This is a genomic window from Kocuria marina (genome assembly GCF_000786655.1).
In the GTDB taxonomy this organism is placed as follows: Bacteria; Actinomycetota; Actinomycetes; order Actinomycetales; family Micrococcaceae; genus Kocuria; species Kocuria marina_A.
The window spans coordinates 346,273-359,129 of the sequence record NZ_JROM01000021.1 but is presented as its reverse complement, the minus strand read 5'-3'; the positions used below and the strand labels follow the sequence as shown (position 1 = coordinate 359,129).

The window sequence follows — 12,857 nt, the reverse complement described above, 5'->3', positions numbered from 1 at the left end:
AACTACCGCCTACGCGCCCTGCTCGCCGCCGGCGGACACCGGCCGTGGCGCAAGACCCCTACCCATGCTCATCTGTGAAGGGCCAGAAATCCCTCGAACTGGCGGCGCGCAACGGGGCCACGTTCTTCGGGACGGGAGCGGGCGTACTGGCCATGATGCAGCGCGCCGGCGTGGTCCCCAACGTGAGCATGGACCTCTCCACGCTGAAGTCGATCCTCGTGACCGGCTCACCCCTGCCCGATGCCACGTGGGACTGGGTGTACGAATCCGTGTCCCAAACGGTGCGCCTCGGATCCGATTCGGGCGGCACGGACGTCACGAGCGCGTTCATCGGCACGAACCCTTATCAGCCCGTGTACAAGGGTGAGCTCATGGGCCCGTATCTGGGAGTGGACGCCCAGTCGTGGGACCCCGAGGGACGGCGGGTGTACGACCAGGTGGGGGAACTCGTGATCACCCGACCCATGCCGAGCATGCCCGTGTTCTTCTGGGATGATCCGGACGGCTCCCGGTATCGCGCGGCCTACTTCGACATGTTCCCCGGCGTGTGGCGGCAGGGGGACTGGGTCACCCAGCTCTCCGAGGGCCCGTTCGTGGTGCACGGGCGCTCCGACGCCACGATCAACCGCGGCGGGATCCGGATGGGCTCGGCCGATCTCACCCACGTGGTGGACCAGGTGGACGGTGTGGCAGCCTCCATGGTGATCGGAGCGGAGCTCGCGGACGGGGACTACTACATGCCCCTGTTCGTGGTCCCGCAACCCGGCACGCGGCTCACGCCGGAGCTCGAGGACCGCATCGTGCGGGCCATCCGCGAGAAGATCTCCCCGCGCTACGTCCCGGATGAGATCATCGAGGCCCCGGCCGTTCCCCGCACCCGCACGGGCAAGCTCCTGGAGATACCCGTCAAGAAGCTCTTCCAGGGCGCGGACCCGAGCAGCGTCAACCGAGCGACCGCGGAGGACGCGGATGTCCTGGACTGGTACGCCGAAGCGGCCCGCAAGTACACCTCGGGAGCCTGACGACGCAGGCCCCGTCCCCCGGGTGTCCGGAGGGCGGGGCCTGCGTCATGGGCGGGTCGGGTCAGGACACGATCTTGCCCGGGTTGAAGTTCGCTCCCGGATCCGCCGCGTGGAACAGCCCCTTCATGAGGGCCACGCCCTCGGGTGAGACGTCCTGTTCCATCCACGGCTGGTGCTCCACGCCCACGCCGTGGTGGTGGGACAGGGTGGCCCCCGAGTCCACGAAGGACTGCTGGATCGCGGACTTGACGATCTCGTACTCCTCGTAGGGCTTCTCGTCGTCGAACACGTAGGCGAACGTGAAGTACAGGCACGCCCCCGAGTGGTACGAGTGCGACATGTGGGACATGATCCAGCCAGTCTTGCCGATCCGCTCGTAGGCGCGCTGAGCGGCGTCGTACGCGGCCTTGTGCACTGTGGTCAGACGCGACCACGGCGCGGCCGTCTCGGAGACGTCACCGACCGTGTTCTGCTCGAGCAGGAAGTCACGCAGGTGCGGGGTGTCGAACTTTTTCTGGTCGTAGAGCGCACCCGGCCCCGAACCCAGGACGACGGCGCCCTGGGCCTTGGCGATCTTCGCGACGGCCTTCTTGCGCTCGGCGACGTCCTTGGGGGTGCCCTCGAAGCACACGTACGAGATGCACATGGCGTCCGTGTCCCACCCGCGCTTGCGCATCACGGCCCACAGGGCGTCCTGGCCCTTGGCGGCGAGCTTGCCCTTGACCGAGGTCGCGGCCTTCTGCGTGGCCAGGGAGAACGCGGTCTCGTGGGCGTCCGACACGCGGGCGAACGTGAGGGGGATCTCCGCCTCGGTATACTGGCGCACCGCGGTCAGGGCCTGTTGCCACGTGGGGAACATGTAGGCGATGACCTCGTGCTCCTGGGGCAACCGGTGCACCTGGACGGTGAGCTCGGTGATGATCCCGAGCCGGCCCTCAGAGCCGATGATCATCTCGCGCAGGCTGGGCCCGGTGGAGGTCGAGGGCAGGGAGCGCAGCACGACCGTGCCGGACGGGCGGACCATGCGCAGCCCGCGCACGATGTCCGCGATGTCCCCGTACTTGTCCGACTGCATGCCGGAGGAGCGGGTGGCCGCCCAGCCGCCGAGCGTGGAGTGGGCGAACGAGTCCGGGAAGTGGCCCAGGGTCCAACCGCGGGCGTTGAGCTGTTCCTCCATGTCCGGGCCCAGCACGCCGGCTTGGATGGTCGCGAGCCCGGAGGTCTCGTCGATCTGGAGCACCTCGTTCAACCGGCCCATGTCCACGGACACGATGCAGCGGGTCTCATCCGCCTCGGCCTGGAGGCTGCGTGAGATGCTCGAGCCACCGCCGAAGGGGATCACCACGAGGTCGTGCTCCACGGCGGCGGTGAGGATCGCGGTGACCTCGTCCTCGGAACCGGGGTAGACCACCACGTCCGGGACGCGCGCGAAATCATTGCGCAGCGTCTGCATCAGTTCCAGGACGGACTTGCCGGCCCAGTGCACGATGCGCAGTTCGTCGTCCACGGACACGTGCTCCGCGCCGCTGATCCCGCGCAGGACGGTCAGCACGTCCTCGGACGCGGTGGACGCGGGGACCCGCGCCGTGGCGAAGTCCACGGTGTCCCGTTCGCGTGGCCGCAGGGACACCCCGATCGCGTTCTTGACGAACGGCGCGAAGGCCGGCTTGTTCTGGTAGTCGAAGAACACGCCTTCCTCGCCCCAGCCCCACCACTTCTGATGCTTCACGTGTGCCACTGAGGGACAACCTCTTTCCTGGGTCCGACTAGTCCTGGATTCTGTGCCGGTTCGCAGCGTACAGCGCACGCACCGCAGCCTCGATGCGCTCGTTGAAGCTGTAGGCGTTCTCGTTGCCCCGCGCGCGCAGGGGTGCACCCACGGCCACGACCACCGGCGGACGACCCCGACGGGGCCAGCTCGTACCGCGCGGCATGGCCTCGTGCGCCCCGATCAGGGCAACGGGCACGACCGGTACCTGCACCGCCAGCGCCAACGACGCCGCTCCCACCTTGAACGGGGCCATCTTGCCGGTCTTCGAGCGGGTCCCCTCCGGGAAGATCAGCAGCGGGACACCCGCGGCCAGCAGCTTCTTGGACAGGCCCTTGTTCGCGCCCTCACCGCGACGGTCCACGGGAAAGGCGTTGAAGATCAGCTGCGTGAACAGTTTCTTGTGCCACGCGGTGAAGAAGTAGTCCGCGGCCACCCCGGTTGCGAGATCGCGGGAGATGTAGTGCGGCACGCCGCTCATCACGAGCGGGGCGTCCAGGTGGCTCGAGTGGTTCGCGACGACCACGCACGTGCCCTTGACCCCGTAGGCCGCGGGATCCACCACATTGGTGCGGGTGATCGTGCGGTTGACGATCCCCCGGAAGAAGACGGTCTGGGTGACCCGGCGCAGGATCCGGCGCACGGGCTGGGTGTAGTGGGCCGCCGTGAGGTCCGCCGACTCCGCCGGGGGAGCGGGCGGATCGGGTTCCTGCCGACCCGCGTGACCCTCGAGGGAGTCCAACACGCGAGGGTGGGGCTCCGGGGTCGACCGAGGCATGGAGCCGGGGCGCTGGCGGGACGCGGCGCGCGGGCGCCGGGCGGGAGCGCCGTCGTGCTGCGGGGAGGAATCCTGGGGTGCCATGGGATCAGGCCTGGAGCTCGCGGCGTCGGACGCCCGAGATCTGACGGGAGATCCACCGGACGGTGGGGCGCGGGAGGTGGCGCAGCGCGGTGACCATGACCTTGTAGCGAAGCGTGGGCACCGAGATCACCTTCCCGCGGGCCACGTCCGCGAGGGCCTCCTCCACGAGCCGGTCCGCGTCGAGCCACATGAAGTCGGGGATCGAGGAGCCGGTGATGCCCGCGCGGCTGTGGAACTCGGTGCGGACCCACCCGGGCAGCAGGGCGGTCACGTGGACCCCCGTGCCGTGCAGCTCCACGGCGAGCGACTCGGTCATGGCGGTCGCGTAGGCCTTGATCGCGGAGTAGTCGCCCATGGTCACGCAGCCCGAGGTGGAGGTGACGTTGACGATCCACCCCGAGTGCCGGGCGGTCATGGCACGGGCCGCGGCCCCCGAGAGTCGCGCGACGGCCGCGCACATGACCTGGAAACCGGCCTCGTGCTGGCTGAAATCCTGCGCGGTGTAGGGCACCTTGACCGAGAAACCCGCGTTGTTCACGAGCATGTCCACGGGACGATCGGGATCCTCGAGCCGCTCGGCCACGCGTAGCAGGTCCTCGTTCTCGGCCAGATCAGCGGTCAGCGTCTCCACGTGGATCCCGTGTGCGGCGCCGAGCTCCCGGGCGGTGCTCTCGAGTCGTTGCGTGTCCCTGGCCACCAGGACCAGGTTAAAGCCTCTGCGGGCGAGGGAACGTGCGAACGCGGCACCGATGCCTGACGTCCCACCGGTCACGAGAGCGGTAAGCATGCCACTAAGATACACTACGGTAGGCGTAGCGCAGCGTCCCCCGGCCCCGCGTGAGCGCCCCTCGGCGAGCCATGACGGAGTATCGAAGGAGCGTCCCGTGAGCCAGCAGTCCTACCTCGCCCGGCATCGCCAGGGCCGGCTCTACGGGCCCGTGGAACAGCCGATCGTGCTGCGCTCGGGCTTCGACGTCAAGGACTTCACGTACCGCGCGCAGGGCAGCCTCCGACCCGAGCTGGACCTCGCCGCCTTCGACCGCGCGCCCCTGGACCCGGCCGTGCTCGAGGACCTGCGCTACCTGCGGGACATGGAACGCTCCACCATGGGCCAGGTGCGCTCCGTGGTGGTCAGCTACACCAACAAGGAGTCGCGGGTCGCCGCGTTCCTGACCACGTGGGCGTACGAGCGGCACTGGATCGCGGACGCCTACCAAGCCGTCCTGGACGCCCACGGACCGCACGCCGGGGCTCCCCAGCCGCCCGAACACTCGTGGGTCGAACGGGTCGAGACCGCCCTGGACAACATCTCACCCATGGTGGACTCCGTGTGGACCAATTTCTCCGGGGAGGCCGTGGTCGCGGGACAGACCGCTCGCGGCTGGTCCCAGGAAGCGAGCACCCGTGCGGCCCTGCGGATGCTCGAACGCCGCGCCGGGCACCCGGAACTGTCCTCGCTGCTGCGGCGCGTGGCCGAGGTCAAGGCCACCCACGAACGCTTCTTCGCCGAGGAGACCACCGCGCGGATCCGTACCGACACGCGCGCCGAGCGCTTCGCCCGTGCCTACCTCACCTTCGCGTTCCACCCGCTGCGGCCCGTGGGCCTGTCCCACGCGCACGCGCGCCGGTTCCTGCGGGACCTGGCGCCCACGGTCGCACAGCGGCGCGAACTGTTCGCGCTCGCGGACGAGCCCTTGCAGGCCACGCCGGGCACCGCGGGCAGCGAACCCCTGCGCCGGGCCGTGGAACGCGAGTGGCGACTGAGCCGATACGCTCCCCACCAGACCCTTCCACCCGCGTCGCGGTCGGCGCGGGTGGCCACCGCGCCCACGGCGCACCCGTTCCCGAGCACCGGAGGATCCCGTTGACCCAGACCACCACGACTCGCGTCCTGCTCACGGGGGCCACGGGCTTCCTGGGCCAGGCCGTCCTCGAGCGCCTGCTCTCCGGCTCGGACGACATCCACGTGACGGCGGTGGTCCGCCCCAAGGGCTCGCAGTCCGGTGAGGCGCGCCTGAAGCAGTTGTTGCGCAAGCCGTCCTTCAAGACCTGGCGGGACGCCGTGGGCCGGGAACGCGCGCAGGAGATCTTCGACGCCCGCACGAGCGTGCTCGAGGGCGACCTCACGGGGCTGCGGGAGATCGCCGAACCATTCGACGTGGTGGTGCACTCCGCGTCCACGGTCTCGTTCGACCCGCCTATTGACGAGGCGTTCCGCACGAACGTGGGCGGCGCCGTGGGGCTCTACGACGCGCTGCGCAGCACGGGTCAGGACCCCCACGTGATCCACGTGTCCACGTGCTACGTGGGCGGGATCGCCAAGGGGTTGCGTCCGGAGGCCCCGGTGGACCACGACGTCGACTGGCAGGTCGAGTACGACGCCGCCGTCCGCGCCGCGGACACCGCCCAGGTGGAGTCCCGCTCGCCCGAGCGCCTCGAGTCCTTCATCCAGCGCGCCACGAGCACGCACGGCAAGGAGGGACCCAAGTCCGTGGCCCGCGCCGCCGAGGAGGCCCGCCTGGAGTGGGTGCGCTCCCGGCTCGTGGACCACGGCCGCACACGCGCGCAGTCCCTGGGGTGGACGGACATCTACACGTTCACCAAGGCCCTGGGTGAGCGCGTGGCGGAGCAGAAGTGGGCCGGGGCCGGGCACCGGTTGTCGATCGTGCGCCCGTCCATCATCGAGTCCGCCCTGCGTCACCCCTTCCCGGGGTGGATCGACGGCTACAAGGTCGCGGACCCGCTCATCATGGCGTACGCGAAGGGCGCACTGCCCGAGTTCCCGGGCCTGCCGGACTCGGTGCTGGACGTGATCCCCGTGGACTTCGTGGTCAACGCGATCGTGGCCCTCGTGCGGGAGGAGCACCGGGAAGCCGACGGCGCACCCACTCCGCGGGACGCCCAGGATCCGGCAGCGCGGTACTACCAGGTGTGCTCGGGGGCCTCGAACCCCCTGCCGTTCCACCAGATGTACGAGAGTGTGCGCTCGTACTTCCGCGAGCGCCCGCTCGAGGACTCCCACGGCAATCCCATCGCGGTGCCCGAGTGGAAGTTCCCCGCGAACAACTCCATGGAGCGCGGACTCGCGGTCAAGGAGAAACTGGCCGCCGCGGGGAGCCGGTTGAGCTCGGTGCTCCCGGCCACGGCGCGCACACGCGAGTGGACCAATTCCCTGCACCGGATGCAGACCGGGCTGGGCTCGCTGCGCACCTACGTGGACCTGTACCAGAACTACACGCGCACGGAGATGATCTTCGACGACACCCACACGCGGCAACTGGACCGCTCCCTGCCGCAGGACACGCCCGAGGACCAGCACTTCGATGTGCGGGCCATCGACTGGCGTGACTACTGGCAGAGCGTGCACCTGCCCGCGCTGACCGAGATGACCCGCGCGTACACCCGGGCCAAGGCGGCGTCGCGCAAGCGGGCCGTGCGCAGCCGCGGACTGAACGAGGGCACGGACGTCGTGGCCGTGTTCGACCTCGAGGGCACCGTGGCCTCGGGCAACATCATCACCCAGTACGCGCAACTGCGCCGCCGGGAGCTGAGCCCGCTGCAGTGGCCCGCGGAACTCACCGAACTGTTCGGCAACGCCCCCACCTACATCAAGGCGGAACGGCGCGACCGGGGCGAGTTCATCCGGGCGTTCCTGCGCCGCTACGCCGGCGTGCCCGTGGCGCGGGTCGAGGAACTGATGGACGGGTCGCTCGGCCGGGTCGTGGAGAACAGTATTCGCCCGGGAGCGCTCGAGCGGATCGAGGAACACCGCCGCGCGGGGCACCGCACGGTGCTCGTGACCGGGTCCCTGGACCTGCTCGTGAGCCCCATCGCCGAACTGTTCGACGACGTCGTGGCCGGGCGGATGGACCAGGTGGACGGTGTGCTGACCGGGTACCTGGCGGCCCCGCCGCTCGTGGACGAGGCCCGGGCGCAGTGGCTCAAGCGCTACGCGCAGGACCACGGCCTGGACCTGAGCCGCTCGTACGGGTACGGGGACTCCGTGGCGGACGTGAGCTGGTTGTCCCTCGTGGGCCACCCGTACGCGGTGAACCCCGACCTGCCCCTGTACCGGCGTGCCAAGAAGGCCCATTGGCCCGTGGAGGACTGGAGGAAGGCCTGAGTCATGGCGTTCAACATCGACAAGTTCGCGGAGACCTCGGCGCGGGTCAACTGGTCGGACCTGGACATGGACGAGTTCCTGACCAATCCGCTGCCCGAGGACTCGCTGCGCTGCCTGCGTTACATGTGCGACGTCGAATACCACACCGTGTGCTACATGCGGGACATGCTCGTCACGCCGTCCCACCAGGACCAGGACGTCTCCACGTTCATGACCATGTGGAACCGCGAGGAGTACTGGCACGGTGAGGCACTCGCGGAGGTGCTCGGGATGCACGGGATCGTGGTGGACTACGACGAGATCAAGGCCAAGCGCATGAAACTCGGCTGGTCCGAGTCGCTCAAGCCCCTCAAGCAGTCGCTGCTGTCCAACATGGTGGGCGTGGACTTCATCGCCACACACATGGCGTGGGGCGCGGCCAACGAGTGGTCCGCCGTGGCGGCCTACCGGCGCATGGCGTCCCTCGAGAAGCACCCGGTGCTCGCGGTGCTGCTGCAGCGGATCGCCCACCAGGAGTCCCGCCACGTGGCCTTCTACGCGACCCAGGCACGACGCCGCCTGGAAGCGTCCCGCAAGGCTCAGCGCCTCACGCGCTTCGCCCTGCGCAAGTTCTGGGCCCCCGTGGGCTCCGGGGTCATGGACGACCGCGAGGTGGGCCACGTGATGCGCCACCTCTTCGGTGGCGAGGGCGGGGCCCACGAGATCGATCGGTTGGACGCGAACATCGCCAGACTGCCCGGCATGGCGGGACTGCAGATCTTCCGCAGGGCCACGGCGCCGGCCCGCGAGGCGCACGTCCGGGACGCCGTCCCCGCCTGATCATGAACGCGCACCCCGCTGGTCCGCGATCCGCGTCCGCGCCCGAACGCGCCGACGCCGCTTCCGTGGACCCCCGCACGGCCCGCACCGATCGCAAGATCGTGGCGGGGGCGTTGCGCCTGCTCCGGGAGGGCGGGCCCCGGCGGGTCACGATCGAGGCGGTGTCCGCCCGCACCGGCGTGGCCAAGACCTCGATCTACCGCCGCTACGCCAACAGCACGCAACTGTTGGAGGCCGCGCTCGAGCACACGGTCACCGCAACCGCGCCGCTGGCGCCGGACGCCACGTGGGAGCAGGCGCTCACCGCGGCCGTGGACCTGCTGCTGCGGGACATGGGGCTCGGCGTGGCCATCACCCTGCTGCAGGAACCGCACTCGGCCACCGCCCGGGTGTTGCGGGCCACCGTGGTGCGCCCGCGACTCGATGCGCTGCGCGAACTGCTGCAACGGGACAAGGACCGGGGACTGATCCGGGACACCGTGGACCTGGACATGGTCGTGGACTTCATCCTGGGGGCGGCGTACGCGCACGTGGCGCGCTACGGCTCCCTGGACGAGAACTGGACCGCGCGGGTGCACCGCGCCGTCACGGACCTGATCACCACGCGACCCGCGGCGGACTAGAACACGTCCTTCTCGTCCGGGCGTTCGGCCAGGTAGGACTGCACGTAGTGCTGGACGGCGTCCTGCGTGGGGACGTCCTTGCCGGCCTTCTCCGACATGAACCAGCGGTGCTCGAGCACCTCGTGGATCATCTGCGCGGGTTCCCGTTTGCGCCGCAACCCCGCGGGGACGGCCGCCATGATGGGCACGAAGATCTCGCGCATCCACAACTGGGCGGTGAGGTCCTCGGGCAGACCGGGGTAGAGCGCGTGCCCGAACTGGTCGATGTCCGTGAGGATGCGCCGGGCCTGGTTCTCCTGGGTGTTCAACCCCGTGAGGTGCAACAACCTGCGGGCGTGGTGGCCCGGTTCCACGACCCGCGGGCGCAGATGGACCTGACCGGACTCGTCCGCGTCCATGGAGGCCTCCTCCACGTCGAAGCCCAGGTCGTTGAGTCGTTGCACGCGCGCCTGGACCCGCCACCGGTCGCCCACGGGGAAGATCTCGGTCGCGGTCAGCTCATCCCACAGCCCGGTGTAGGTGTCCACGAGTCGTTCCGAGACCGCGAACGGGTCCACCGAGGCCGGGTCCACGCCGGCCTGGGCGAGGCGCTGCTGCATGTGCTCCCCGGCCAGCAGGTCCATGACCTCACCGGCCACGTTGGTCCTGGCGAGCTCGATGTCGTACTCGCGCTGACCCCGCGTGAGCTGCGGGTGCAGTTCGCCGGTCTCGGCGTCCACGAGGTAGGCGGCGAACTCCCCGGCGTCGCGGCGGAACAGCGTGTTGGACAGGGACACGTCCCCCCAGTAGAAACCGGACAGGTGCAGTTGCACGATCAGGGACGCGAGGGCGTCCACCAACCGGTCGATGGTCCCCGGTGAGGGGACCTGCTCGAAGATCGTGCGGTAGGGCAGGGAGAAACTCAAGTGTTCCGTGACGAGCGCGGCGGGCAGCAACTCGCCGTCGGGGGAGTAGCGGTCCGTGACCACCGAGTCCGGGACCACGGAGGGCGTGGTCATGCGCTGGAGCTTGCGCAGCAGCTCGTACTCGCGCCGGGCGTAGTACGGAGTGGTCTCCTTGACCGCCACGACCTTCTCCCCGACGCGTGCGAAGCGCACCACGTGGCGCGAGATCCCGCGCGGGTACGCCGCCAGCACCTGCTCGGGCCAGTCCTCGAGGGGCGTGTCCCACGGCAGTTCCAGCAGGCCCGGCTCCGGGAAGGCCGTGCTGATGGAGACACCGCGGTGAGCGGGCGGGGGGCTCGATGCCGCGGGCTCGGGGGACGGGGAGGCGGTCATGTCAGTTCATGCTAGTCGCCGCACGGACCCGCTGCCGGGCGAATTCCGTGAGCAGCCGGGTCAGTTCGTCCGGATCCGCCACGCGCCACGGGGCCGAGGAATCCTTGGTGCCCACCTTGATCCCCACGTCGTGGGGTCCCAGGATCGCCATGGCGTCCTCGTCGGTGTCGTCGTCGCCGGCGAAGACCGTGACCTGCGGGTGCACGGCCCAGCGGATGGCCGTCAGTCCGTCCCCCTTGGTCGCGCTGAGCACCGAGCACTCGATGACCTGCTGGCCGGGGGTCAACCGCAGACCGGGCATCGCGGCGTAGGCCTCGGTCATTTCGTCCAGCGCTCGCCGGGCGGTGTCCGCGTCCTCGATGGGACGCGTGTGGAAGGCCACGCCCGCGGGTTTCAGCTCCGCCCGCGAGCCCGGATAGCGCTGCACGAACCCGTACGTCGCATCGATCGCTCGGTCCAGCAATGCCAACTGGTCCTCGGTCAGCTCGATCCCGGTGTCCGCACCGGAGCCGGGCGCCGCGCCGAGGTCCACCTCCGCACCGTGCGAACCGGAGAGCACCATGCGACGCCGCGGGTCCACCACGGTGCGCAGGAACTCGAGGGGCCGCCCCGAGATGATCGCGACCGTGGTGCGGGGCAGTCCGGCGAGCGTGTCGAGCGCGTCCCGCGCGGCGGGCAGGGGCCGGGAATCCGCCGGGTCCTCGGTGAACGGTGCCAGGGTGCCGTCGAAGTCCAGGGCCAGTAATACGGTCTCGGCCGTGGCCGCGGCGGCGAGGGCGTCCGCGGGCGAGTCAGTCACGGTCCGCTCCGGGCGTCGTGTCGGCCGCGGCGCCGTCGTCGTGCGCGGAATCCTGCCCGGCCGCGGCGCCCTGCTCGTGCTCCGGGGCGTGCGCGGCGAGGTCGTCGAGGAAACGGTGGGACCAGTCGACGACGTCGTGCGTGAGCACCTGCCGGCGCATCGAGGACATGCGCTTGCGGGCCTCGGCGTCGGACATGTCCCGTGCGTGCAGCATGGCGGACTTGAGCCCGTCGATGTCGTGCGGGTTGACGAGCACCGCTTGCTTGAGCTGCTCGGCGGCGCCCGTGAACTCCGAGAGCACGAGTCGACCCGAGCGGTCCTGCCGGGCCGCGACGTACTCCTTGGCCACGAGGTTCATCCCGTCCCGCAGGGCCGTGACGAGCATGACGTCCGCGGCGAGGTACAGGGCCACCATCTCCTCGAACGGGTAACCGTGGTGCAGGTAGCGGACGGCGGTGTGGGAAATGGTGTCGAACTGGCCGTTGATCCGCCCCACCATGCCCTCCACGAGTTCGCGCAGTTGCCGATAGGAGTCCACGCGCTCGCGCGACGGGCTCGCGACCTGCACGAGCACGGAGTTCTCCACGGAGATCTCGCCGTCCTCGAGCAGCTCGCCGTAGGCCTTGATGCGGTGCCGGATGCCCTTGGTGTAGTCCAGGCGGTCCACGCCCAGGAAGACCGTGTCGGGATTGCCCAGCTCCTCGCGGATCTCCCGCGCGCGGGCCTGGACCTGCGGGTCCGATGCGAGTTCCTTGATGGATTCCACGTCGATCGAGATGGGGTACGAGCCCGCGTTGACGGTCCACTCGGTGCTCTGGCCGTCCGCCGTGTCCTCGGAGAACCGGGCGCTGCCCTTGGTGAACTGCACCCCCAGGTACTTGCGCACGCAGCGCTGGAAGTTCTGGGCGTCCCCGGGGCGCTGGAAGCCGATCAGGTCCGCACCCGTGAGACCCTCCAGCACGGCCTTGCGCCACGGCAACTGGGAGTAGATCTCGGTGGGCGGGAACGGGATGTGGTTGAAGAACCCGATGGTCACGTCCGGGCGCAGCCGGCGCAGCATGCGCGGCACCAACTGCAACTGGTAGTCCTGGACCCACACGGTCGCACCCTGGGAGGCCGTCTCCGCGGCCCGGCGCGCGAAGCGCTCGTTGACGCGACGATAGGCGTACCACCACGTGCGGTGGAACTCGGGCGGCGCGATGACGTCGTGGTACAGCGGCCACAGCGTGGCGTTCGAGAAGCCCTCGTAGTAGCGCTTGACCTCGAGCTCCGACAGGCTCACCGGCACGAGGTGGAAGACGTCGTGGTCGAACGGTTCCAGCGTCTCGTCCGGGGCACCGTGCCACCCCACCCACGCGCCGTCGCGCTGGGCCATCACGGGTGCCAGGGCGCTCACCAACCCGCCGGGGGAGCGGCGCCACGTGCTGTTGCCGTCCTCGTCCACGTCCCGGTCCACGGGAAGCCGGTTGGACACCACCACGAAGTCGTAGCCGTCCTGCGGGACGGGCACCTTCTCAAGAGATTGGTCTGCGGACACGATCGCTTCCTTCCCCGGGGCGGCTGT

The 12,857-nt window shown here is 69.8% G+C and carries 11 protein-coding genes; 5 read left to right on the top strand and 6 right to left on the bottom strand.

Annotated elements, in window-relative coordinates:
• Positions 1 to 74 precede the first annotated feature (74 nt).
• The gene (locus tag AS25_RS07370; RefSeq protein ID WP_253270511.1) at positions 75 to 1,022 is read left to right on the top strand and encodes an AMP-binding enzyme; all 948 of its coding nucleotides are present in this window, start codon (positions 75 to 77) and stop codon (positions 1,020 to 1,022) included.
• Between the two features lie 61 nt (positions 1,023 to 1,083).
• Here the strand turns inward: AS25_RS07370 and AS25_RS07365 are convergent, their stop codons facing one another.
• From AS25_RS07365 to AS25_RS07355, 3 genes are read right to left on the bottom strand one after another with little or no spacing between them, the layout of a single operon-like run.
• Positions 1,084 to 2,760, bottom strand: coding sequence for an FAD-binding oxidoreductase (locus tag AS25_RS07365; protein ID WP_035963841.1), 1,677 nt, complete (start codon positions 2,758 to 2,760; stop codon positions 1,084 to 1,086).
• Positions 2,761 to 2,788: 28 nt separating this feature from the next.
• Positions 2,789 to 3,652, bottom strand: a complete 864-nt coding sequence (locus tag AS25_RS07360) for a lysophospholipid acyltransferase family protein (RefSeq protein WP_253270510.1) — start codon at positions 3,650 to 3,652, stop codon at positions 2,789 to 2,791.
• A 4-nt stretch (positions 3,653 to 3,656) separates the two neighbouring features.
• The gene (locus tag AS25_RS07355) at positions 3,657 to 4,439 is read right to left on the bottom strand and encodes an SDR family NAD(P)-dependent oxidoreductase (protein WP_035963839.1); all 783 of its coding nucleotides are present in this window, start codon (positions 4,437 to 4,439) and stop codon (positions 3,657 to 3,659) included.
• Between the two features lie 97 nt (positions 4,440 to 4,536).
• On the opposite strand from AS25_RS07355, the gene AS25_RS07350 reads away from it, so the two are divergent.
• The 4 genes from AS25_RS07350 to AS25_RS07335 are packed head-to-tail and all read left to right on the top strand — an operon-like array spanning position 4,537 to position 9,217.
• Positions 4,537 to 5,520 (top strand): hypothetical protein, encoded by a 984-nt coding sequence (locus tag AS25_RS07350; protein WP_035963837.1) that lies wholly within the window; start codon positions 4,537 to 4,539, stop codon positions 5,518 to 5,520.
• Positions 5,517 to 7,775 carry an HAD-IB family hydrolase gene (locus AS25_RS07345; RefSeq protein ID WP_035963835.1) on the top strand — a complete coding sequence of 753 codons (2,259 nt, stop codon included), beginning with the start codon at positions 5,517 to 5,519 and terminating at the stop codon, positions 7,773 to 7,775. Before AS25_RS07350 ends, AS25_RS07345 begins: the two co-directional genes overlap by 4 nt.
• 3 nt (positions 7,776 to 7,778) lie before the next feature.
• Positions 7,779 to 8,594: a ferritin family protein gene (locus tag AS25_RS07340; RefSeq protein ID WP_035963833.1), complete on the top strand. Its 816-nt coding sequence runs from the start codon at positions 7,779 to 7,781 to the stop codon at positions 8,592 to 8,594.
• A gap of 2 nt (positions 8,595 to 8,596) precedes the next feature.
• The gene (locus tag AS25_RS07335; RefSeq protein ID WP_052160793.1) at positions 8,597 to 9,217 is read left to right on the top strand and encodes a TetR/AcrR family transcriptional regulator; all 621 of its coding nucleotides are present in this window, start codon (positions 8,597 to 8,599) and stop codon (positions 9,215 to 9,217) included.
• On the opposite strand, the gene AS25_RS07330 is transcribed toward AS25_RS07335, so the two are convergent.
• From AS25_RS07330 to AS25_RS07320, 3 genes are read right to left on the bottom strand one after another with little or no spacing between them, the layout of a single operon-like run.
• Positions 9,214 to 10,494, bottom strand: coding sequence for a DUF4032 domain-containing protein (locus AS25_RS07330; protein WP_052160792.1), 1,281 nt, complete (start codon positions 10,492 to 10,494; stop codon positions 9,214 to 9,216). The genes AS25_RS07335 and AS25_RS07330 overlap by 4 nt on opposite strands.
• A gap of 1 nt (position 10,495) precedes the next feature.
• Positions 10,496 to 11,293, bottom strand: coding sequence for a trehalose-phosphatase (gene otsB, locus AS25_RS07325; RefSeq protein WP_035963831.1), 798 nt, complete (start codon positions 11,291 to 11,293; stop codon positions 10,496 to 10,498).
• Entirely contained in the window at positions 11,286 to 12,830 is a 1,545-nt protein-coding gene (locus AS25_RS07320; protein ID WP_084118068.1) for an alpha,alpha-trehalose-phosphate synthase (UDP-forming), read from the bottom strand. The genes otsB and AS25_RS07320 overlap by 8 nt, the downstream gene beginning before the upstream one ends.
• Positions 12,831 to 12,857: the final 27 nt, after the last annotated feature.